The organism is Wylensekiella montiformis (assembly GCF_009697385.1).
Classification (GTDB): Bacteria; Bacillota; Negativicutes; order Selenomonadales; family Selenomonadaceae; genus Selenomonas_A; species Selenomonas_A montiformis.
Window position 1 is genome coordinate 1 of record NZ_VUNL01000009.1, and the last position, 21405, is coordinate 21405.

General features: G+C 52.2%; 23 protein-coding genes, 1 rRNA gene and 1 riboswitch. Of the genes, 22 read left to right on the forward strand and 2 right to left on the reverse strand.

The genetic code is table 11. From position 1 onward, the window contains the following. Positions 1-5: 5 nt before the first annotated feature. Positions 6-122: ribosomal RNA gene (gene rrf, locus FYJ78_RS08565) — 5S ribosomal RNA — on the forward strand. Positions 123-225: 103 nt separating this feature from the next. On the opposite strand, the gene FYJ78_RS08570 is transcribed toward rrf, so the two are convergent. Beyond that, positions 226-1383 carry an HD-GYP domain-containing protein gene (locus FYJ78_RS08570; protein ID WP_154621000.1) on the reverse strand — a complete coding sequence of 386 codons (1158 nt, stop codon included), beginning with the start codon at positions 1381-1383 and terminating at the stop codon, positions 226-228. Positions 1384-1535: 152 nt separating this feature from the next. Between FYJ78_RS08570 and FYJ78_RS08575 the strand changes: the two genes are divergently transcribed. The 7 genes from FYJ78_RS08575 to FYJ78_RS08605 all read left to right on the forward strand — a co-directional run bounded on the left by FYJ78_RS08575 (position 1536) and on the right by FYJ78_RS08605 (position 10415). After that, complete coding sequence (locus tag FYJ78_RS08575) at positions 1536-2876, forward strand: LCP family protein (protein ID WP_235899966.1); 1341 nt, start codon at positions 1536-1538, stop codon at positions 2874-2876. Between the two features lie 84 nt (positions 2877-2960). Continuing rightward, the gene (locus FYJ78_RS08580; protein WP_154621002.1) at positions 2961-4922 is read left to right on the forward strand and encodes an ABC-F family ATP-binding cassette domain-containing protein; all 1962 of its coding nucleotides are present in this window, start codon (positions 2961-2963) and stop codon (positions 4920-4922) included. A 22-nt stretch (positions 4923-4944) separates the two neighbouring features. Next, positions 4945-7167, forward strand: coding sequence for an SF1B family DNA helicase RecD2 (recD2, locus tag FYJ78_RS08585; protein ID WP_154621003.1), 2223 nt, complete (start codon positions 4945-4947; stop codon positions 7165-7167). 196 nt (positions 7168-7363) lie between these two features. Next, positions 7364-7567, forward strand: a complete 204-nt coding sequence (locus tag FYJ78_RS08590) for a protein kinase (RefSeq protein ID WP_154621004.1) — start codon at positions 7364-7366, stop codon at positions 7565-7567. A gap of 180 nt (positions 7568-7747) precedes the next feature. Further along, a complete protein-coding gene (locus tag FYJ78_RS08595) occupies positions 7748-9139 on the forward strand; it encodes an SGNH/GDSL hydrolase family protein (RefSeq protein ID WP_154621005.1) in 1392 nt (463 codons plus the stop codon). A 36-nt stretch (positions 9140-9175) separates the two neighbouring features. Beyond that, positions 9176-9850, forward strand: coding sequence for a hypothetical protein (locus tag FYJ78_RS08600; RefSeq protein ID WP_328597689.1), 675 nt, complete (start codon positions 9176-9178; stop codon positions 9848-9850). A 151-nt stretch (positions 9851-10001) separates the two neighbouring features. After that, positions 10002-10415: a bacteriohemerythrin gene (locus FYJ78_RS08605; RefSeq protein WP_154621007.1), complete on the forward strand. Its 414-nt coding sequence runs from the start codon at positions 10002-10004 to the stop codon at positions 10413-10415. A 47-nt stretch (positions 10416-10462) separates the two neighbouring features. On the opposite strand, the gene FYJ78_RS08610 is transcribed toward FYJ78_RS08605, so the two are convergent. Next, positions 10463-10810 (reverse strand): heat-shock protein Hsp90, encoded by a 348-nt coding sequence (locus FYJ78_RS08610; protein ID WP_154621008.1) that lies wholly within the window; start codon positions 10808-10810, stop codon positions 10463-10465. Between the two features lie 261 nt (positions 10811-11071). Here FYJ78_RS08610 and FYJ78_RS12760 point away from each other — a divergent pair, with 261 nt between their 5' ends. The 14 genes from FYJ78_RS12760 (at position 11072) to FYJ78_RS08680 (ending at position 21273) form a co-directional block, all read left to right on the forward strand. Continuing rightward, positions 11072-11419: a YezD family protein gene (locus FYJ78_RS12760; RefSeq protein WP_195847935.1), complete on the forward strand. Its 348-nt coding sequence runs from the start codon at positions 11072-11074 to the stop codon at positions 11417-11419. Between the two features lie 40 nt (positions 11420-11459). Next, a riboswitch (TPP riboswitch) is annotated at positions 11460-11578 on the forward strand. A 108-nt stretch (positions 11579-11686) separates the two neighbouring features. Further along, a complete protein-coding gene (thiS, locus tag FYJ78_RS08620; protein WP_154621009.1) occupies positions 11687-11902 on the forward strand; it encodes a sulfur carrier protein ThiS in 216 nt (71 codons plus the stop codon). A gap of 31 nt (positions 11903-11933) precedes the next feature. Further along, the gene (locus FYJ78_RS08625) at positions 11934-12713 is read left to right on the forward strand and encodes a thiazole synthase (RefSeq protein WP_154621010.1); all 780 of its coding nucleotides are present in this window, start codon (positions 11934-11936) and stop codon (positions 12711-12713) included. Positions 12714-12725: 12 nt separating this feature from the next. After that, positions 12726-13991, forward strand: a complete 1266-nt coding sequence (gene thiH, locus FYJ78_RS08630) for a 2-iminoacetate synthase ThiH (RefSeq protein ID WP_154621011.1) — start codon at positions 12726-12728, stop codon at positions 13989-13991. Further along, entirely contained in the window at positions 13972-14589 is a 618-nt protein-coding gene (locus FYJ78_RS08635; protein ID WP_154621012.1) for a thiamine phosphate synthase, read from the forward strand. Before thiH ends, FYJ78_RS08635 begins: the two co-directional genes overlap by 20 nt. Positions 14590-14816: 227 nt before the next feature. Further along, positions 14817-15026 carry a sulfur carrier protein ThiS gene (thiS, locus tag FYJ78_RS08640; RefSeq protein ID WP_154621013.1) on the forward strand — a complete coding sequence of 70 codons (210 nt, stop codon included), beginning with the start codon at positions 14817-14819 and terminating at the stop codon, positions 15024-15026. Then, complete coding sequence (locus tag FYJ78_RS08645) at positions 15023-15844, forward strand: HesA/MoeB/ThiF family protein (RefSeq protein WP_328597690.1); 822 nt, start codon at positions 15023-15025, stop codon at positions 15842-15844. Before thiS (FYJ78_RS08640) ends, FYJ78_RS08645 begins: the two co-directional genes overlap by 4 nt. Before the next feature lie 32 nt (positions 15845-15876). Continuing rightward, entirely contained in the window at positions 15877-16290 is a 414-nt protein-coding gene (locus FYJ78_RS08650; protein ID WP_154621014.1) for a M67 family metallopeptidase, read from the forward strand. Between the two features lie 33 nt (positions 16291-16323). After that, positions 16324-17184, forward strand: a complete 861-nt coding sequence (locus FYJ78_RS08655) for a 4Fe-4S binding protein (protein ID WP_154621015.1) — start codon at positions 16324-16326, stop codon at positions 17182-17184. Further along, a complete protein-coding gene (locus tag FYJ78_RS08660; RefSeq protein WP_154621016.1) occupies positions 17181-17435 on the forward strand; it encodes a sulfurtransferase TusA family protein in 255 nt (84 codons plus the stop codon). The genes FYJ78_RS08655 and FYJ78_RS08660 overlap by 4 nt, the downstream gene beginning before the upstream one ends. A 350-nt stretch (positions 17436-17785) precedes the next feature. Then, positions 17786-18742, forward strand: coding sequence for a serine O-acetyltransferase (locus tag FYJ78_RS08665; protein ID WP_154621017.1), 957 nt, complete (start codon positions 17786-17788; stop codon positions 18740-18742). 337 nt (positions 18743-19079) lie between these two features. After that, positions 19080-19751 (forward strand): trimeric intracellular cation channel family protein, encoded by a 672-nt coding sequence (locus FYJ78_RS08670; RefSeq protein ID WP_154621018.1) that lies wholly within the window; start codon positions 19080-19082, stop codon positions 19749-19751. Between the two features lie 16 nt (positions 19752-19767). After that, on the forward strand, positions 19768-20076 hold the full coding sequence (locus FYJ78_RS08675) for a hypothetical protein (protein ID WP_154621019.1): 309 nt from the start codon (positions 19768-19770) through the stop codon (positions 20074-20076). 24 nt (positions 20077-20100) lie between these two features. Then, on the forward strand, positions 20101-21273 hold the full coding sequence (locus FYJ78_RS08680) for an alginate lyase family protein (RefSeq protein ID WP_154621020.1): 1173 nt from the start codon (positions 20101-20103) through the stop codon (positions 21271-21273). The last annotated feature ends 132 nt before the right edge of the window (positions 21274-21405 follow it).

Genomic DNA, 21405 nt, shown 5'->3' on the forward strand with positions numbered 1-21405 from the left:
GAATATCCGGTGACGATGCCTGAATGGTTCCACCTGTTCCCATACCGAACACAGTAGTTAAGCATTCAGAGGCCGAAAGTACTTGTCTGGAGACGGGCTGGGAGGATAGGAAGTTGCCGGTTTCATTGAAGGCGTCCTGCGGGGCGTCTTTTTCGTTGCATCAAAGAAAAAAGCAGCTTTTCCGTTAGAAGCTGCTCCTTTGGCCGTGAATGGCCTGTGTCTGCATCAATTTTCGCGTTCTGTGTTGTGAAGAAAAATAGATGGATCAATATTGATTTCGCGGATGAAATGACGAAGTTCTCTGTCGCTGATGACGATTTCAATGGCCCGGTTTCCCGCCGGATCGGTGGAAAGATCAATGGTTTCCGGTTCATTCCGTACCTTTCCGTCGCGATCGGCAAAGAGCACAATGGTCGGCGTTTCTGTCTTTCCAAACGTGCAGGAAGAAACGATGCCATATCCGTAGATGGTCTGCATTACCGTCCCTATCGGATAAAGCGATACATTGTTGAAGAACAGGGCGAGAAGGTCCGGATCAAACTGCCCTTTGCTGATATTGACCATGATGTTGCGGGCAATGTTTGGTGTATAGGCTTTTTTATAGGGGCGTTCGCTGGTCAGCGCATCGTAGACATCGGCGATTGCTACGATACGGGCATAACGATGAATCTTTTCGGCTGACAGGCCGCGCGGATAGCCTGTCCCGTCCATGTGTTCATGATGTTCCGAGGCAATGGCCGCGAGAATGGCAGGAGATGGAAGACCGCGCTCCATGCGCATAATGCGTTTTGCTCCTTGAAGCGGGTGCTGCTTGACCTGCTCGAATTCTTCCGCTGTCAGTCCGGTTGTTTTATTCAAAATGGCAGGGGGGACATTGATCTTTCCGAGATCATGCAAAAGAGCGCCTAATGTGAGCAGGAGAAGTTCCTTTTTCGTATAATGGCAAAGGAGCCCCAGCATGGCGGACAGGATGGCGACGTTTACACTGTGCGCGAACGTGTACGTGTCGTGCAGGCGGATATCGGTGAGCTGCACCAGATTTTCCCGACGGTCGATGAGATCGAACAGGATATTTTCAGATACGGCCTGAATGCTTTTGGCATCAAACTGGCCGGTTTCTTCTACGGTCTGAAAGGCATTATAGACTTTTTCGATGGCATTGACGCGTGTTTTTTCCTGTACAATGTCCTGAGGCGGCATCAGCTGGAAGTTGGGATTGGATGAGGTGACGGCAACGGTCGGAATGCCGATTTTCCGGAGCTGACGGATGTATTCTTTGGTGATGGGCTGTCCTTTGACCAGATAGCTTGCACCATGATGATTATAAATGCTTTGAGCGACGATCATGCCCTGTTTCAGTTTTTTTATCGGTAAGCGTATCATGAATCAGGACCCCTCCCTGCTGCTTTTGCGGCGATATGACGCAGCGATATATTCCTGTTTATCATAACGTATTTTTTATTTTTTGAAAAGCGATTTATGTAAACGCCGCGATTTCATTGCGGGAACAGGGGATATTTGTTATACTTATTAAGTTGAATTTTTCGTATAAGGGGCGCGATACCATGCGGCAGAAGCGCAGAAAGCGCAGTTATAAACGGTTGTGGCAGGCAGGAATTCTTTTTATGGTGATTCTTGCAGCCGGACTGGGGCTTTTTTTCGGCAAGATGCAAAACGGTACTTTGCCGGGGCAGGATGGCGATGGAAAGAATCGCATTGTACATGTTATGATTTTGGGGGTTGATCGTCGGGCTGATGATGCCGGGCGAAGCGATACGATGATGATTGCTTCTCTGGATCCGGACAAGGAAACGGCGTCGCTTCTTTCCGTGCCGCGTGATACGCGGGTGAAAATCGACGGGCATGGCTATGAGAAAATCAATCACGCCTATGCGTATGGAGGGCATGAGCTTTCCCAAAAGGCGGTAGAGCAGCTGCTCGGAGAGAAGATCGATCATTATATTCTCATCGATACGCGTTCCTTTGCACGGATTATTGACGCGATGGGCGGTGTGGATATTCAGGTGGAAAAGCGCATGTATTATGAGGATCCCTGGGATGACAACGGCGGTCTGGTCATTGATCTTTATCCCGGGAAACAGCATATGGACGGAGCAAAAGCGATCCAGTATGTGCGGTATCGTGACGGTGAGGGCGATATTGGGCGTATCGGCCGCCAGCAAAAGTTTGTGAAAGCCTGTCTGAATCAGCTGATTTCCCCGGAAATGCTGCCGAAACTGCCGAATTTGGTTGAGGAGATCCGTTCGGTGCTGGAAACGGATATGTCTCTGCCGGAGCTTCTGCAGTACGCGCATTTGCTGAAAAGTGTCCACGATCACGGGCTGACTGCGCAGATGGTGCCGGGGCAGCCCGGGTATCTCAAGGATGTCAGCTATTGGATTCCGGACATCACGGATCTGAGGAAGATGGTGATGGAAGAATTGGGACTGGATTTTTCGGCCGAGGCTGAGGAAAAGGCAAAGGCCGATGAAGCGGAGTATATGAAGAGCCTGCCGAAGGATATGCAGGTTCTGGCTCAGTCCAAAAATAACGGCACGATAAGGGACGACGGTGCGCAGGCCGAGCAGGAAGGCGATGCGGCTGCACCGATGGAGCCGTCCCAGATTTCGGTGATGGTGATTAATGACAGCGGGATCAACGGCGCCGGGGCAAAGGTGGCCGGGGTTCTTCAGCGGAAAGGGTTCATGATTTCCGGAGTGGAGACCGGCCGGACGAGTTCACGGCAGCATACAACCATTGTGACTTCCAAACGCAATACGGATGTGTTTTATGGAATGCCCTTCCGTTGTGTGATTATGGACGGCGGAAGTTCGAATCAGGCAGTCGTTCATATCGGGCTGGATTATCGGCCATGAATGAGAGACGGGGCAGCTGCTCCGTCTGCTTATTATAGACGAACTGATATTCTGATTTTACGCGGATTCAGAGGTGAACAGATTTTGAGTATATTGAAGGTACAGGGACTGAGTAAATCGTTTGGCGTGGAAACGCTGTTTCATGATGTGTCGTTTGAGATAGGCCGCGGCGATCATGTGGGATTTGTCGGCGCCAATGGCGCGGGGAAAACGACGCTGATGAAGATCTTGATGGGAAAAGAGGAGGCAGACGGCGGCTCCGTGCAGTTTGACCGGGCCGCTACGGTCGGGTATGTTGAGCAGCAGGCCGATTTCGGGGAAGGAACGCTCTATGAGGAATTCAAGCGGGCCTTTGAAGATGTCATGGAACTTGGCGAACGAAAGCGTGAGCTGGAACGGCGGATTGAAACGGAGCAGGACGAAGCGCTCATGGAGGAATACGGCCGGGTTGTGGAACGATTCGAGCAGCTGGAAGGCTATGATTATGAAAGCCGTATCCGCCGTGTGGCGTTTGGTCTTGGGTTTACGGAAGAGGATTTTGAGCGGGATGCAGCGCATTTTTCCGGCGGACAGAAAACGAGGATCTGTCTGGCGAAAGCGCTGCTTCGCGAGCCGGATTTTCTGTTTTTGGATGAGCCGACCAATCATCTCGATATCCATATGATCGAATGGCTGGAACGTTTTCTGAAAAATTATCGCGGCGGCGTATTGATTATTTCGCATGACCGCTATTTTCTGGATCGGGTCGCTGCGCGTATTATCGAGCTGTCTGACCGGACTGTGACGAGCTATGAGGGAAATTATACGCATTTTATGCAGGTTCGGACGCAGCGCCGCGAGGCCTTAAAATCTGCTTATGAAAAGCAGCAGGAACATATTCGCAAGACGGAGGAATACATCCGAAAATATAAGGCGGGAATCAAATCCAAGCAGGCAAGGGGACGCCAGAGCCAGCTCAATCGTTTGGAACGCATTGTAGTGCCGCCGGAAGAGGCTTCGTTTAGTTATTTTGCCTTTCACAAACCGCCGGAATGCGCACAGCGGGTCGCGGAATTGGAGGATGTATCGGTTTCTTTTGGATCGAAGGATATTTTCCGCCATCTTTCTCTGCTGATCCGCAGGGGCGACGGCGTTGCACTGGTTGGACCGAACGGGGCGGGCAAGACGACGCTGCTTCGCGTTCTGGTCGGGGAACTGCAGTCGGAGACAGGACAGGTCAAAATCGGCAGCCGGGTCAAGATTGGCTATTTTTCCCAGCAGCACGAGGGCCTGCATATGGAGCAGACCGTTTTGGACGAGATACGATATGAATACGGGCTGGATGAAGAGCAAGCCCGGCGCTATCTGGGGGCCTTTCTCTTTCATGGCGATGAAGTTCTGCGGCGTATCAGTGATTTATCCGGCGGAGAACAGTCCAGAGTGGCCTTTTTGAAGCTCATGCTGACCGGCGCGAATTTTCTCGTGCTGGACGAGCCGACCAATCATCTCGATATTCCTGCCCGCGAGGCGGTGGAGGAGGCGCTCATGGCCTATCCGGGTACCTTTCTGGCCGTTTCGCACGATCGGTATTTTCTTGACAAGGTCGCGAACTGTACGTTGGAACTCGATCATGGGCATCTTACGGAGTACCCCGGGAACTACAGCTACTATCTCATGAAGAAAGAGCTGGCGGAACAGGAGGAAGAGGCGCGGCAGGAAGAAGCGGCGCGCAGGAGTCCGGAATCTGATGGAAAAAAGACAAAAACCGATTCCTATACGGCCATGAAGCAGGCGGAAGATGATCGGCAGAGAAAGGCCCGGAAGGAACAGGCTGAACGTGGGCGCATTCAGAGTATGAGCGAGACCAGACGCGCGGAACTGATTCAGCGGGCGGAAGCCGAAATCGCCATGGCGGAGGCCGAACTGAAGGGGCTGGAGTATCAGATGAACGATCCTGCTGTTCAATCGGATCCGGGCAGGAGCCGGAGTATCGCTGAAGCATATGCGGCCAAGGAAAGAGAAATCGAGCAGCGCTATGAAAAATGGGAGCAGCTGACGGAAGCATAAGGCTGGGCAGGAGGGACAGGAAATGGCAAAGCCGGATTTTCAACAGACGACATTGGGCTTTCAGACAGACGAGGAGCTGGTGGGGCTGGTGGACCGTATCGTTTTCGCCAGTGACGACGGGATGTTTTCCGTATTCCGGTTGTGTCCGGTCCAGCAGAATAGCCGTGTGACGGTAACGGTTCGTGCAGAACCGCCGTTGGTCGGTCAGCAGCTGCATCTGAAGGGGAAATGGGTCAGTCATCCCCGCTTCGGCCAACAGTTTCAGGCGGAAAGCATTCGGCTGGAATCCCCGACCGGCTTGGATGGAATCGAGCGCTTTCTGGCCTCCGGGGTCATCGATGGCGTCGGCCCCGCGATGGCACATCGTATCGTAAGTTGTTTTGGAACGGATACCATGGATATTCTTGAGCATCATCCGCATCAGCTGGAACAGGTCGAGGGCATCGGGAAAAAAACGGCTGAGAAGATCGCCGCTTCGTATCGGGACCAATCCGAGCTGCGGGAAATCATGATCTGGCTGGAAGGACATGGCGTATCTGGCGCGTTTGCCGCCAGAATTTATAAGAAGTACAGTTCTTTTTCTTTGGACATACTGGAACATCATCCGTATCAGCTGGCGAGAGATATTGAAGGCATCGGCTTTGCCACTGCAGATGCCATCGCCAGCTCGTCCGGCGTGTCACGGGAGGATGCGAGCCGCATAGCGGCTGGCATTGATTACGCATTGCAGCAGATTGCGGTCAACGGGCATTGCTGTATTCCTGAAGAACCGCTGATCGACAAGGCGGCGAAGCTGCTGCAGACGGATCATGAAACCGTGCGCGATGTTCTGAGAAAACAGTTGGACAGCAAACAGCTGGCTGTGGAATACCTTGGGACCCGGCCGCTGATTTATCCGGCATATCTTTATCGGGCGGAACGCAAGACGGCCGAGAAGCTGTTGTACCTGCAGAAGTATGCGGAGCCGATTCAGGCGGAGGACGCGGAGCGGCGGGTTGAGGATTGGGAGCATCAGACGGGACTGGCTCTGGCAGACGCCCAGCGCGAGGCGCTGGCGGCAGTTCTGATGCATGGTGTTTTTGTACTCACTGGCGGTCCGGGTACAGGTAAGACTACCGTAATACGCGGTATGCTGGAGCTTTTGGAGCAGGAGGGGCTGGAACTTTTACTGGGGGCGCCGACGGGAAGGGCGGCCAAACGGCTGACTGAGGCGACCGGGCGCAGGGCTTTGACGGTTCATCGCATGCTGGAAGCGCAGGGCGGACGTCAGGACGACGGCGCGTCGATGTTTGCCAAGGATTCGGAGGAGCAGCTGGAAGCAGATGCGATCATCCTCGATGAGGTTTCTATGATGGACATTGTGCTGATGCAGCATTTTCTGGAGGCTGTGCCGGACGGATGCCATGTTATTTTAGTTGGTGATGTCGATCAGCTTCCGGCTGTCGGGCCCGGCTCTGTGCTGAAAGATATTCTGAGATCCGGGGTTATTCCAAGCGTACGCCTGACGGAGGTATTTCGTCAGAATGAAGAGAGCAGCATCGTGTTGAATGCTCATGCGATCAATGCCGGACGAATGCCGGTATGCAATCCGTCCGGGGATTTTCAATTTATTGATTTGCCGGATGAGCAGGCTGTCGCGGACCGGATTGTGGAACTTTGCGTAAAGGAATTGCCGAAGCAAGGCTGGAATCCGATGACGGATGTTCAGGTTTTATCGCCAATGCATCGATTGGCCTGCGGCGTCGCCAATCTGAATAAGCGCCTGCAGGCTGCGCTGAATCCCCCGTCTTCGTCCAAGGCGGAATTTGTCAACAGCGTGCAGATTTTTCGCCTGGGTGATAAGGTGATGCAGACGAAAAACAATTATATGAAGCGGGTATTTAATGGTGATATCGGTTTTATCACAGAAGTGGAATCCGATCACATTACCGTCCGTTTTCAGGAAGATCTTTGTGTCGATTATGAGCGGAATGAATTGGGGGAGCTGCAGCTTTCTTATGCGATGAGTGTCCATAAAAGTCAGGGAAGTGAATATCCGGTTATTCTGCTTCCTCTGACACCGGGACATCGGATTATGCTTCAGCGAAATCTTTTATATACGGCAGTCACACGGGCAAAGAAGCAGGTTATTTTATTGGGATCCAAAGCGGCATTAAACACGGCGGTGGAAAATGATCGCATGCGAAAACGCTATACGCTTTTGGCGGAACGCCTCGCTCGTTTATCCGGTGATAAGGAGCGCTAAGATTTCCATTTCTGCAGGCGGGAGATAAACGCCCCAAAAGCCCGGAATAAGTATTCCCTTATTTCACGGAGGATCCTTTTCGGGCTGAATCCATACGATAAATTTTTGATAAAAAAGATTCAGATAGCCTTGCGGGATAAGGTATCTTTTGCTAGAATGAAAAGTGGTAAATTTAGAAAGGAAAGGGAGATCTTTTATGGCTAGAAAAACAAATTATACGGAAAAGATTGCAGCACTTGAAGCGAAAATCGCGAAAAAACAGGATGAGCTGAAAAAACTCAAACAGCAGCTTTCTGAACTGAAGGCCAAAAAGGCCAGTGAAGATTATCAGGAATTGACGGAATACATGCAGGCTAATAATCTGACGGTATCGGAAGTTCTTGCTTCCATCAAAGGCTGATTCTTTGCTGCAGAAGAGCTGCGGTACGGGATGGATGCGTTCCATCTGGTGCACAGCTCTTTTTTTTTCAGTTTATCAAAGCGCAGGGAAAGAGCTGACTGGCGATTTTTGCGGTTCGTGGTATAATAAAAAGATGTACGCATACAGGATGATTGTGAAGAATGGAGTTTTTTCTATACCATGAAACGATTGCAAAAGAGATGGATAATAACGGGCGTTCTTGGTCTGGCCGCATGTCTGTCGGCCGGCATAGAACCGGTGGCAGCCGAATCGGCTGCTCATGCTGTACGAAGCGTGAAGACGGCGCCGGATGTGCCGAGGGTGATCGCTCTGGGAAAGCGGGAGTCAGCGAGTCCTTCGGAAACTGGTTCGGTGATTCCGGCGGTGAAGGAAATCCGGAATGTCCGGCTGGAATGGCCGGAAAGACCGGGAGCTGTCCAGTATCAGGTTGTTTTGCTCCGGTCGGAAAACGATGAGGCAGCGAATATTGTCCTGACGCGTGATGCGGTATTTACAAACGGGGTAGATATTAACCTGAGCCGGTTCGGCAAAGCTGCCGGCGGATTTTATTGGAAGGTATGCGCGCAGGACTATGAAGGCCGGCCCCTTGGGCATTTTTCTAAACCGAAGCCGATTACAGAGGGCAGCACCTTGAATCCTGAGGCACCGAAGCCGACGACGCAGTTTGAGCGTATGGACTACGTTCCAGTTTATCCGGTGTTTTCGTGGATTCCTGTAGATGGCGCCAAGCATCATGAAGTGGAAGTTTATCGGGAAAATGACTGGGGAGATTCTCTGGTACACCGGTTGTCCGCGGAGGAATATGATGTGTATGAGATGGGTGGCTATACGACGCCGGGACGTTATTTCTGGCGGGTTCGTTCTCTGGATGAAACAGGAAATCCCATCAGCGGATGGTCGGAGAAAAGCCGATTCACGGTGACGAGTCCCGTGCCGGTTGCGGCGCTGGGAGACAGTATCACGCATGGCGGCGGCGCCATGTCTGTACCGCCGGGCTATCTGCTGTATGACTGGGAGACGTATTCGCCGGTTCCGGTCAAGAATATCGGTTTCAGCGGAAATACGACGGAGGATATGATTGAGCGGTTTGAACGGGATGTCCTGCCGTTTTCTCCGCGCATTCTGGTCATCATGGGGGGCGTCAATGATTATCGCGGGACGGTAAACGGCTGGACAACGGTTCAGCATTTGAAGACCCTGCGCGATAAATGCGATGCCTACGGCATTATTCCCGTCTTTGCCACCGTCACGCCGATCAATCCGGATCTGATGGCCCGGCGCGCGCATATTGAGGCGCCGCCTTTGGACTGGCAGGTTCATCAGCAGTATATCAATGACTGGATTATGAGACAGACTTATTGCGTGGACGTGTCCACCATGCTGGCGGATGGAACAGGATGTCTGCGGTCAAATTATACAACAGATGGCCTGCATCCAGATTATTTTGGGAAAAAATACATTGGGGAACGGATTGGCCAGTACCTGCTGCGAACGTTTCCGTGGATTACGGCGGGACTGGTTAAAAAGCCGGTTCCCGTATTCGGACAGTAAGACAGCAGCGTGAAATATGAAAAAGGGAGAGGAACCGTGTTGAAAAAAAGGCGCCTTCGGGCAGCGATGGTGCTCATCCTTCTGCTTGCAGTGAGCGCGATCGGTTTTTCCTGGCAGTCGGAGCGTACTCCGGAATATGCCATGAAACAGCTTATGGAGGGAATGCGCACAAGAAATTCCCGTCAGGTGGAGTTGTATGCGGATGTCAGCAGTCTGATCGAGACGAGCTACGACGCCGGCACGAATCTTCTGGCGGAACGGATACAGGAACTGCAGCGGGAATATCCGCAGGACTGGTTTTTCCGACATGATACTGCGTTTATGCGGAATTATATTGCCGACCGGCGCGACGAGGATATCTTGTTTATTCATCAGATTCTGGTATTCTATATGGATCCGGACATGACGCCGATCAGCCGGATGGATGGGCAAGCCCGATGGGCGGCGGATGAAATCGAGCAGTTTGAAACGAATTATACGGTAAGGCTGGGAGAAGTGCGCAGGCACGGAACGGAAGCGACCGCTGCTTTGGAGATTCGGGGCAGGGATACGGACTATGGGCGGCTGGTTCCGCAGCTGACGGTCAAGATTCGGCTTCGTCGGCAGGCGGACGGACACTGGCAGGCTGTAAGCGTGGACAATGTGGATGAGCTGTTTGCTCCGGTGGTCCGGGGGGTTGAGGATTACTGGACGCTTCAGGGATGGCAGTAACCGGATGAATTTTCTATAGGAGGCAGGAGTCGAAGCGCGTTTGTCGAATACACTATATCAGAGATGGTGATGGGAAGATGCGGATGGTATCTTCTGTCTATGGAGGGGATTTAGCGAAAAGGATACGAGTGCAGGGAAAGGGGAGAACATAATGAAATATGAATTTACCGATGATTATCTGACAGGGATCGAGTTTATTGATCAGGAACATGCGCATCTCTTTGAGATTGCCAATGAGACGTATGATCTTCTGACCGATAATCTTGTTACGGATAAATATGATCGGATCGTCAGCTTGCTGGAAGAGTTGCGCGAATATACCAAGACGCATTTTGCGCATGAAGAGGAATATATGGAGAGTATCCATTTTCAACATATTTGGAGTGAACGTCATGCGCATATTCTCTTCGTAAAAAAGTTAGAGGAGGTCGATCTGCAAAAGGTGGATGACAGTCAGGATGAATATATTCTTGAAGTTCTGGACTTTCTGGCCAAATGGCTGACGGGGCATATTAAAGGAGCGGATAAACGCATCGGTGTAGCTGCCGGAACAATAAAGCAATAAAAAAAGAGCCGAAAGGCTCTTTTTTTATTGAGGGATAAACCAGCTCCTCAAAGCAGCTCGTCTTTGTGATCGAGAATGGTCCTGCCTGCCATGCAGGCAGGGCAGAAACAGGTGTCGCCGCCGTCGGCTTTTACCTGTTTTGCCTGAGCCAGCATGGCTGCTGCCTGATCCGCGCCGAAAAGCTCTTTGGCTTGTTCGGAGGCGAAAAAGGGAATGACCTCGTCGATGGACTGAACATCCTGCTCGAGTTCCCGGATCAGTTTTTCCGCAGCGGCGTGTTCGTTTTCTTTTCCCACAGCGTCCAGATAGGCGCGGGCTGTTTGGCGAAGCCCTTCATAGCAGCTTGGTGCATCGATAACGTCCTGAACCTTTTGACGGAGTTCGTTTTTTGTCATGGCGGATACATCCTTTCTTTGTTTATAGATGTAATATAATTTATTACTTATTCATCCATAGCTTAGCATAGATTTCAGGCGTTGTCAATCGATATGTTTCAGCAACAGGCCAGTTCCATAGGAATATGTATCGTGTGGAATAGGCAGCTTGACGGATAGGAAGAAATATTATATGATAAATAAAACAAATTAAACATATTTTGATACTATGAATTGGCCATTCGACAAACGAAAGCCTGCGGCAGCTCATGGGGTGATGATATGGCAAAAAGGAAAATCGCGCAGGGGGAGATACCCGCCGATGTCATGGCGGAGATCCTGCGGATGCTTCAGAAGATCCGCTTTGGCGAGGTGATCCTGACGGCGCAGGATGGCGTGTTGATTCAAATGGAGTGGAGTGAAAAGCTGCGGCTGGATTGCTGGGGAGATCAGCGGGAAAAAGCTGACTGGCCGCCCGGGACAATCCGATGTGTGGCCGGGCATATCCGGCAGGAGTTTGCGCATTTGCAGTTTGGGCGTCTGGTTATTGTAGTGAAGCAGGGCAATGTACTGCAGATGGAACGGACGGAAAAACAGCGGTTTACGGGAATGTACGGCGAAGGAATTTGATTTGCAATTTTTATCAAAGTGTGTATAATGAAAGTAACAATCGTATAACAAGGGGAGCTTGTGGGCAGAGGATGCAAAGCAGGCTGAGAGGGAGTTTGAGACTCCGACCCGTAACCTGATTTGGATAATGCCAACGTAGGGATGAGCAATGGAATTTGCATATTCGGTGAGACTGTCCGTCGGGCAGTCTCTTTTTCTTGTGGGTTAAAAAAAGAGCGTATCAGGCCGGAATGTCAGGCCTTCCTGCATGATGAGGGAGGAAATGTGATGGTAAAAATCAATGGAGCGAAACAGGATGCCGACGGGTGCACGGTGGCGAAATGGCTGGCAGAGGCCGGCTATGACAGCCGTGCCGTAGCCGTGGAGTACAATGATGTGATTTTACCGAAGGAGGATTACGGCAGCACGGTGCTTCGGAACGGGGATGTCGTGGAGATCGTCTGTTTTATGGGCGGCGGCTGCGGCTGCCGTAAGGATGGCTGATTCTGTATTTGGAAAGGGAGCGTTAATTGTTATGGCAATGAATGAAGAAGATACGTGGAGTCTGGGCGGACATCGGTTTCATTCTCGGTTTATTCTCGGTTCGGGCAAATATTCCCTGCAGCTGATAGAAGCGGCGGTGAAGGATGCCGGTGCGGAGATTGTGACATTGGCGGTCCGGCGCGCGAATACGAAGAAGAAGGAAAACATTCTGGACTATATCCCTTCCGGAACGACGCTGCTGCCGAATACTTCCGGCGCCCGCAGTGCCGAGGAAGCGGTGCGCATTGCCAGACTGGCTCGGGAACTCGGATGCGGGGATTTCATAAAAATTGAAATTATGCGCGATTCGAAGTATCTGCTGCCGGACAATCAGGAGACCATCCGGGCTACGGAGCAGCTGGCAAAGGAAGGGTTTGTCGTTCTCCCCTATATGTATCCGGATCTGAACGTGGCGCGGGATCTTGTGCAGGCTGGCGCGGCGGCAGTGATGCCGCTGGCGGCTCCGATCGGCTCCAATAAAGGACTGGCTACAAAAGAGTTTATCCAGATTCTCATTGATGAGATTGACTTGCCGATTATTGTCGATGCGGGGATTGGAAAGCCTTCTGAGGCCTGTGCGGCGATGGAAATGGGCGCGGCGGCGATCATGGCTAATACGGCGCTGGCGACAGCCGGCAATCTGCCGATGATGGCAGCTGCGTTCCGTGACGCGATCCGTGCGGGGCGGAACGCTTATCTGGCGGGACTCGGGCGCGTCCTGACGCGCGGTGCGTCGGCTTCGGATCCGTTGACCGGTTTTCTTAGGGACTGAGGGGGCAGTATCATGAACGAAGAAACAAAGGAAAATCATTTTTTTGTCGATTCTGAGAAGCTCAGCGAAAAGGCATTGGCTAAAAAGCATCAGCTGGAAACCGACCCTTCCTGCCGCCGTGATCCGATGGAATATTTTCCGGAAATGGAACAGATTTCTTCGGATGTGCGGGATAAGGTTGTCGCACAGATGGGGTCTTATGACTATACCCGTTATACGGCAGCAGACGTGCGCCGCGCACTGAACCATGAAACCTGCGGCGTTGAGGACTTTAAGGCGCTGCTGTCGCCGGCTGCTGAACCGTTTCTGGAAGAGATGGCTCAGCGGGCGCGGCGGGAAACCGGCCGTCATTTTGGCAATACCGTATATTTGTTTACGCCGCTTTACATTGCCAATTACTGTGAGAATTATTGCGTGTACTGCGGGTTTAATTGTTACAATGATATTCAGCGTCTGCAGCTCAACGCGGAACAGATTGAACATGAAATGAAAGTCATTGCTGACAGCGGCATGGAGGAGATCCTTATCCTGACTGGGGAAAGCAAGACGAAAAGCAGCGTGGAATACATCGGCGACGCCTGCCGGATGGCCAGAAAATACTTTAAAAATGTAGGGCTGGAGATTTACCCGGTCAATACGGAGGAATACCGGTATTTGCATGAGTGCGGCGCAGATTATGTCACCGTGTTTCAGGAAACGTATGATTTGCAAAAATATGAGACGCTGCACCTCATGGGACATAAACGGGTATGGCCGTATCGTTTTGAAGCGCAGGAACGGGCTTTGATGGGCGGCATGCGCGGCGTTGGCTTCTCGGCGCTGCTTGGACTGTCGGATTTTCGCCGGGATGCTTTGGCGACGGCGCTGCATATTTGGTATCTGCAGCGCAAATATCCGCAGGCCGAATTTTCGTTGTCCTGTCCGCGCCTGCGGCCGATCATCAACAATGAAAAAATCAATCCGCTCGATGTGGGAGAGAAGCAGCTGTGTCAGATTCTCTGTGCATATCGGATTTTTCTTCCGTATGCCGGCATTACGGTATCTTCACGGGAAAGCGCGGCGTTCCGCAATGGCATTGCACGGATCTGTGCGACGAAGATATCCGCCGGAGTGTCGACAGGAATTGGCGATCATGAGGAAAAATACACGGGACGGGAAGAAGAGGAGACGGGCGACGCACAGTTTGAGATTTGCGATACGCGCAGCTTCCGCAAGATGTATGAGGATATGAGCAGCGAGGGGCTGCAGCCGGTGCTCAATGATTATTTGTATGTCTGAGCGCATCGATTGGAACAGGGTGGTTTGCGTCACAAACCGGCATCTTTGCGATGGCCCGCTGGAAGAACGGATGAAGCGCATCGCTGCCTGCCGTCCGAGGGCGGTTATTCTGCGGGAGAAAGACATGGACGAGAGGGAATATGAGGCCCTTGCGGCGCGCATGATACCGATTTTTCGCTCGCAGGAGGTTCCCGTTATTCTGCACAGCTTTTTCTCTTCCGCTGTCCGTCTTTGCCCGGATGGGCTTCATTTGCCGCTTTCGCTGCTTCGCAGAACCTCTCCGGCCCAGCGCCGCCGATTCCGGGTGCTGGGAACATCCTGTCATTCCCTGACTGACGTTCAGGAGGCGGCTGCGCTTGGATGCAGCTATATTCTGGCCGGTCATATTTATGCCACCTCGTGCAAACAGGGCTTGCCCGGGCGCGGTATTGATTTTTTGGCGCAGGTCTGTGCGGCTTCGCCTGTGCCGGTTTATGCGATTGGCGGGATCACGCCGCAGCGCCTGCCGGAGGTATTGCGGGCCGGTGCGGCGGCTGCCTGCGTGATGAGCGGTCTGATGAGCGGTGAATTATGGCTGGAAAAGGCGGAGAAAAGCTGATAGGCAGGTTGACATTTTCTTCATCACGGTGTATGATAGCACTATCGAATTACAAAACATATAAAAATAATAGGAATAGATGGTGCAAACCGAAGGTCATTCGAAAAACGAAAGCCTATGGGAAACACGAAGCCTGTTCGGAATCCGCAGCAGCATGTTCTGTTTTTGCAGAGACCCGGCCGGTGTGTTTTTCATGGGCTTTTTTGTGCTATTAGGAGGAGAAGAACATGAAACTTACTGTTAATGGGAATCCGCTGGAACTCGACCATGCTGTCAGTGTACGGGAGCTGTTGACCGTGGCGAAGGCAGAACAGCCGGACTATGTCACAGTACAGCTCAATGGGGAGTTTGTCGATCACGCAGGATTTGATGATACGGTGGTAAAAGATGGTGATACAGTGGAATTTCTTTATTTTATGGGAGGCGGTGCGCGGTGAGCAGTACGCTGACGAATGAACAGATTGAGCGATATTCTCGTCATATTATTCTTAAACAGGTTGGGGGAAAAGGGCAGGAAAAGCTTTTGAACGGAAAGGTACTGGTCATCGGTACGGGAGGCCTTGGCGCGCCGGCTGCGATGTATCTTGCCGCCGCAGGCGTGGGGCATATCGGTCTGGTCGACTTTGATGTGGTGGATTTATCCAATTTGCAGCGACAGATCATCCATCAGACGAAAGATGTCGGCAAACCGAAAATTCTGTCCGCTGAGGAGACTATCCATGAGATGAATCCGGACGTTGCGGTTCACACATATCATGAGATGGTCCATGCCGCAAATATCCGGGATATTATTCGCGATCAGGACTATGATTTCATCATCGATGGCACAGATAATTTCCCGGCGAAATTTCTCATCAATGATGCCTGTGTCTTTGAGAAAAAAGCGTATAGCCATGCCGGTATCATCCGGTTTCAGGGACAGCTTATGACCTATGTTCCGGGACAGGGGCCGTGCTATCGCTGCGTGTTTCCGACGATGCCGCCGAAAGACGCCGTACCGACCTGCCGGCAGGCCGGCGTGCTCGGGGTCATGGGCGGGATTATCGGTACGCTGCAGGCGACGGAAGCGCTGAAATACCTCCTCGGAATCGGCGATCTGCTGACCGGCTTTTTGCTGACGTATGATGCCTTGACTATGACGTTCCGCAAGATCCGGATCCCGCGCAATCATGACTGCGCCGTCTGCGGTGATCATCCGACCATCACGGAGCTGATCGATTATGAACAGCCGTCCTGTGATCTGCGCACGCACTGATGCCGGCGGCGAAAAAGAAAGGAGCTAAGGCCATGCCGATACATTTGCATTTAGAGGATTATCTGGCAATGGTACGTCATGCGCGTGATATGGCCCCGGTTGAGGACTGCGGGCTTATCGGCGGACGCATAGACGGTGAGGATAAAATCATAGAAAAGGTTTTTTATCTTACCAATGTTGACCATAGCGAGGAACATTTTTCCCTGGACCCCAAAGAACAGTTCGATGCGGTCAGGGCGCTTCGCGAACAGGGGCTGGAGCTGCTCGGAAATTGGCACAGCCATCCGGCAAGTCCGTCGCGTCCGAGTGAAGAAGATAAAAGACTGGCCTTTGATACGAAAGCGAGTTACTTGATCCTGTCCCTTCATGGCGGGGAGCCGGTGCTCAATAGTTTTCAGATCAGCCGGGATAAAACCGTGACGAAAGAGGATTTGCGGATACGCTGAAGGGAATCCTGTTTGTTTTAGGAGGAGTTTTAAATGGCAGTAGATTACAGCGCGCTGAAAAAAGGCGGTCTGATGAGGCAGAAACAGAAAGATTGTTTTTCGATGCGATTGAAGTCGGTCGGCGGCCACTTTACGGCTGACCAGCTCAATACCGTCCGGCAGGTTGCGGACCGGTACGGCAAGGGATATGTGCATCTTACGAGCAGGCAGGGGATTGAGATCCCATATATCCGTCTGAGGGATATCGATGAGGTCAAAAAAGTGCTCAAAGAAGGCGGCGTGGAAGTCGGCTTCTGTGGCCCGCGCGTGCGTACGATCACAGCCTGCCAGGGCGCGGCGACCTGTCCGTCCGGTCTGATCGATACGGTAAAGCTCGCCAACGAATTTGACCGCCGCTACGGCGGCAGAGAACTGCCGCATAAATTTAAATTTGGTTTTACCGGATGTCATAACAACTGCCTTAAAGCAGAAGAGAATGACATGGGGATAAAGGGCGGCGTGGAACCCCGCTGGGATTCTGCAGGCTGCACCTACTGCGGCGTATGCGAAGCCGTGTGCCCGGAAAAGGCGATTGCGGTCGACAAAGAGTCGGGGACGGTTACGCTTCATCCGGATCAATGCGTCTATTGCGGCAAATGTATCAAAAGCTGCCCCGCTGATGCCTGGACGGGAGACCGCGGCTTCGTCATTTCGTTTGGCGGCCTCTATGGCAACCGCATTGCGGTCGGCCGCCATTTCCTGCCCATTGTGTTCAGCGAGGAAAAAGTGTATGAAATCGTAGAGGTTACCCTGAAATTCTTTGAAGATTATGCCCGCCCCAGCGAACGGTTCGCAAACTGTCTGGATCGTGTGGGCTGGGATAAATTTCAGCAAGAAGTGGAGGCGGTATTATGAGCGAAACAGTCAGGACGGATCATGTGATCGATATTACCGATGTAGTCTGCCCGATTACCTTTGTCAAGGTCAAGATGGCACTGGAAGATCTCGAAGACGGGCAGAATCTGCGGATACATCTCAATGAAGGCGAGCCGATTCAGAATGTGCCGCGGAGTCTTAAGGATGAGGGGCATAAAGTGCTGTCTGTCGATCGAAAGGACGACGGCACTTATGATCTTGTCGTGCAAAAGGGCGGGCTGAGCGCATGAGGTTTACGACGAGACTTTTGCATGATTCCTTTCAGCCCGATAAAGGAAGCGGATGTGTGACGCAGCCGCTGTATCAGAGCTCGGCCTTTTATTAGAATGCGGCAGATTCGGAGCGATGTTCACGCTGCGGCTGGATTCGAAAAAGCGGGTCTTCCGTTTCATTGACGGACTGAGGATCTGCTGGAAGATCTCGATCAGGCTCTGAGTCATTTGCTTGTGGATTGACAGAAAAACGATGGTATGATAGTATAATACACAGATTAACGAATTGTGGGAAAAGTGGTTCCAAATCGTAAAGGCAGTGCGATTTGGAGCCCTTTTCGTCTATCGGAGCAATAGGGGGACTTTTGATGCAGGATCTGATCTCACCGGAAATTCATACGATTACCCGAAACATTCTGGCAGACTATGACCATAAGCGGCCGATCGATAAGCTGGACGTGTTCAATCAGCCGGACTCGAAGGTTATCTATGAACTCATTCAGGAATTGGTGCGCGTGGCTTATCCCGGTTTTTCCAAGGATAAGAATTACCGGATTTATGATATCCGCAACAATTTGTCCATGGTCATTGAAGATATTGCGTTTCGGCTCAATAAGCAGATTGCCATTGCGCTGCGGTATGGTCAGCGGGCTGATGACATCCGGCTGGCTGAGACGAGAGATCAGGCGCAGCGCATTACGCTGGAATTTTTGCGCAAGATTCCGGAGATTCGCGAATATCTGGCTACGGATGTCGAGGCGGTTTTTGACGGCGATCCTGCAGCGGAGAGTGCGGATGAGATTATCTTTGCTTATCCGGGGCTGTATGCTATTACGATTTTCCGCTTTGCGCATGTTTTGTATCAGCTGGGTGTTCCGGTGATTCCCCGCATTATGACGGAACTGGCACATAGCAAAACCGGCATCGATATCAATCCGGGAGCAACTATCGGCAAATATTTCATGATCGATCATGGAACGGGGATTGTCGTGGGCGAAACGACGGAGATCGGCGAACATGTCAAGGTTTATCAGGGCGTCACATTGGGCGCATTGTCCACTTCCGGCGGGCGGAAATTGTTTAACAAGAAACGGCATCCGACCATTGAGGATTATGTGACGATTTATTCCGGCGCGTCTATTCTTGGCGGGGACACAGTCATAGGACGCGGAGCGGTCATCGGCGGCAATGTATTTCTGACCAAATCCGTTGCGCCGGATACGAAAGTCAGTGTCAAAAATCAGGAACTCCGCTATAATCAGGGGAAGCGGGAGGTTCAGGAAGTGGAGGCTGATCCGGATGCAGCCTGGTTTTATGTGATATGAAAATCCGCTTCATTATCCACTGTCGGAATAGGATTGCGGACCGACAGCGATGCTCAACGCGATCCGTTTTCTGTTTGAACGGGAAGAGGATAGGGTATTTTATTTGATTGAGAAGAAAGGCGCGGAGTGCAGGGAGAGGATTCTTTACTGCATTCCGCGCCTTTCGCTATAGGAAAAAGTGCGGAAGGGAAAAGGGTTCGGGGCAGAACGAGCCTTTCGGGCAGGGATTGTCCTGCGGGCATGGCAGGCTTGAATGGAGCGGCTGCTCCATGATATTGACGGAATCGGCAGCATATTGTACGATGTTCTCAGATTGAAAAGCAGGGAGCGTTTTATTATGGATAGTATGACCTGGGTGGTCTTTGATATGATGGGAACGGTCGCGTTTGCTGTGTCCGGGGCGATGGTCGGGATTGAGAAGAGGATGGACATCTTTGGCATTGTGGTTCTGGCGCTGCTCACGGCGGTGGGTGGCGGCATGGTGCGGGATGTGCTGGCCGGCGTGACACCTCCGGCCGCCTTGTGCAATATTACCGATTTTATGCTGGCTATTGTGACTGCGGCAGTGGTTTCGCTGGTTTATACCTTATGGTCGATCTCGCATCGCGGCAAGCATTTGATTTTGGCGGTGTACAACATTTTTGATTCCATCGGGCTGGCCTCTTTCACCATCACAGGGATGATTACGGGGCTGTCTGTACAGGGGGGCAACCCGTTCGTTCTGCCGGTATTGCTCGGTGTGATTACCGCGGTGGGCGGCGGAATTTTGCGTGATCTTATGGCTCAGCGGATGCCCGCGGTCCTTTATAAGGATATTTACGCGGTGGCTTCTTTGGCTGGTGCTTTGGCCGCTTCTGTATCTCTTCCGTATATGGGAATCACCGGGATGGCCTGGCTGTGCTTTGCCGTGGTGATGGTTCTGCGTTTTGGGGCGCTGCAGTTTGGCTGGCATTTGTTTCATCCGCGGCCGGGCCGGATCAGACGGCGCACGCGGGACAAGGTGTTGTAAACGGGAGGAATACAGTATGTCTGTAAAAATTGTTGGATATTATCAGCTGCCGACACAGCGTGAACCTCAGCTGGTGGATTTTCAAGAGGTATTTGATCGATCCTTTATGCGGAAATATACGCGGTTCCGCACCTTTGACAAATTTTTGTCCGGTGGAAAGTTTCAGATTGCCTCTCAGGCGGATTTTGAGGCGCTGCCGGAAGAGACGATGGATGATCACGTTCGCCGGACGACAAAATTTTCTTCCTGGCAGGAAATGCTCGATACAGCGACCGATAAATACGTCCTGCATCAGCAGAAGGTATGGTCGGACGGTTCAGAATAGAGAGGTCATGGGGAGGAGAAAAACATGGGTTGGAGCAATATAGCGGCCGGCGCGGCTATGGGACTTTGGCTGCTGACGACACCTGTTTTTGCGGCCGGAGCCTGGATCGACACGGAGGATTTTGCTGCGATAGCAAGCGGCGAAACGGTACCGGGATATTCCAGCAAGGCGCAGCTGATCCGGAAGGCGGAGAAGGCGATGACGCAGCCGGTTCCGCTTCTGACGGATAAAGAAGTGGTTCCGCCTTCCGGAGATAAGCGGGATTATACGAGTCTGGCGATTTATTTCTGGCCGGACAGCACAAGTCCTGACGGGCTTTCATACGTCCGCCGGGACGGCCATGTAAATCCGGAGCGCTGGGATGAGTCGCGCTATGATGCCAGACGGTTGGAGCGGATGAAGAGCGAGCTTCGGGCTCTGGCGCAGGGCTATGCGGTAAGTGGATATGAGGCGTTTGCCGAGCGGGCGGCCGCTTTGGTGGACAGCTGGTTTATCGATCCGGCTACACGGATGAATCCACGGCTGGAATATGCCCAGCTGGTGCCGGGGAAATCAGAGGGACGCCATTCGGGGATCATCGATACGGTGAATCTCATTGATGTGGTGGATGCGTTGTATCTTCTGGAGTCCTCGCCGGCTTTTCCACCGGAGAAGCAGCGGAAGGTGAAGGCATGGTTCGGCGCATATACGGATTGGCTGCTGACGAGCGAGAAGGGGAAACGGGAAGCGGCCTCGGCGAACAATCATGGGGTCTGGTATGACGCACAGACCGCTGTTTTTGCGCATTATGCCGGACGTGATGATGTGGCGCGACGTGTTATCCGCGATGTGGTTCATCGGAGGCTGGAGAAGCAGCTGGCGCCGGACGGCAGCTTTCCCTTGGAGCTTGCGCGGACACGGCCGATGAATTACAGCCTGTATGTTTTGCGCGGCTATCTCACGCTGGCCAGAGTCGGTGAGGAGCTCGGCATCGATCTTTACGATCAGAAGACGGCAAAGGGGCAGGGGCTGAAGGAGGCCGTTTTGTTTATCCTGCCATATGTGCGCGGGGAGAAGCAGCTGGAAAAACGGGATGTGGCCGAATGGAAGGCCGGTTCGTTCCGGCAGGCTTTGCGTCTGGCCAATCGTCATTATCATGAGCCGGCGTTCGATTTCGCTTCCGTTTCAGGACAGCAGACGTCCGGCAGGATAAAGTAAGACGTATTCAGCGGGAGTCTTAGCGCCCTTAGTATCGGATCATCCTGAAGGTGGAGTGAAAGCGCTTTCTTTTTTGTGCGGAATGGGGAAAAGAGGACTTGAAACATGGCCCTCTTTTCTAGTATGATGGTA

What these genes read in the sequence shown, in the direction of transcription:
- FYJ78_RS08570 (WP_154621000.1), bottom strand. Translation starts at nt 1,383, where the DNA reads ATGATACGCTTACCGATAAAAAAACTGAAACAGGGCATGATCGTCGCT.
- recD2 (WP_154621003.1), top strand. Translation starts at nt 4,945, where the DNA reads ATGGCAAAGCCGGATTTTCAACAGACGACATTGGGCTTTCAGACAGAC.
- FYJ78_RS08590 (WP_154621004.1), top strand. Translation starts at nt 7,364, where the DNA reads ATGGCTAGAAAAACAAATTATACGGAAAAGATTGCAGCACTTGAAGCG.
- FYJ78_RS08595 (WP_154621005.1), top strand. Translation starts at nt 7,748, where the DNA reads ATGAAACGATTGCAAAAGAGATGGATAATAACGGGCGTTCTTGGTCTG.
- FYJ78_RS08605 (WP_154621007.1), top strand. Translation starts at nt 10,002, where the DNA reads ATGAAATATGAATTTACCGATGATTATCTGACAGGGATCGAGTTTATT.
- FYJ78_RS08610 (WP_154621008.1), bottom strand. Translation starts at nt 10,810, where the DNA reads ATGACAAAAAACGAACTCCGTCAAAAGGTTCAGGACGTTATCGATGCA.
- FYJ78_RS12760 (WP_195847935.1), top strand. Translation starts at nt 11,072, where the DNA reads ATGGCAAAAAGGAAAATCGCGCAGGGGGAGATACCCGCCGATGTCATG.
- thiS (WP_154621009.1), top strand. Translation starts at nt 11,687, where the DNA reads ATGGTAAAAATCAATGGAGCGAAACAGGATGCCGACGGGTGCACGGTG.
- FYJ78_RS08625 (WP_154621010.1), top strand. Translation starts at nt 11,934, where the DNA reads ATGGCAATGAATGAAGAAGATACGTGGAGTCTGGGCGGACATCGGTTT.
- thiH (WP_154621011.1), top strand. Translation starts at nt 12,726, where the DNA reads ATGAACGAAGAAACAAAGGAAAATCATTTTTTTGTCGATTCTGAGAAG.
- FYJ78_RS08635 (WP_154621012.1), top strand. Translation starts at nt 13,972, where the DNA reads ATGATTATTTGTATGTCTGAGCGCATCGATTGGAACAGGGTGGTTTGC.
- thiS (WP_154621013.1), top strand. Translation starts at nt 14,817, where the DNA reads ATGAAACTTACTGTTAATGGGAATCCGCTGGAACTCGACCATGCTGTC.
- FYJ78_RS08650 (WP_154621014.1), top strand. Translation starts at nt 15,877, where the DNA reads ATGCCGATACATTTGCATTTAGAGGATTATCTGGCAATGGTACGTCAT.
- FYJ78_RS08655 (WP_154621015.1), top strand. Translation starts at nt 16,324, where the DNA reads ATGGCAGTAGATTACAGCGCGCTGAAAAAAGGCGGTCTGATGAGGCAG.
- FYJ78_RS08660 (WP_154621016.1), top strand. Translation starts at nt 17,181, where the DNA reads ATGAGCGAAACAGTCAGGACGGATCATGTGATCGATATTACCGATGTA.
- FYJ78_RS08665 (WP_154621017.1), top strand. Translation starts at nt 17,786, where the DNA reads ATGCAGGATCTGATCTCACCGGAAATTCATACGATTACCCGAAACATT.
- FYJ78_RS08670 (WP_154621018.1), top strand. Translation starts at nt 19,080, where the DNA reads ATGGATAGTATGACCTGGGTGGTCTTTGATATGATGGGAACGGTCGCG.
- FYJ78_RS08675 (WP_154621019.1), top strand. Translation starts at nt 19,768, where the DNA reads ATGTCTGTAAAAATTGTTGGATATTATCAGCTGCCGACACAGCGTGAA.
- FYJ78_RS08680 (WP_154621020.1), top strand. Translation starts at nt 20,101, where the DNA reads ATGGGTTGGAGCAATATAGCGGCCGGCGCGGCTATGGGACTTTGGCTG.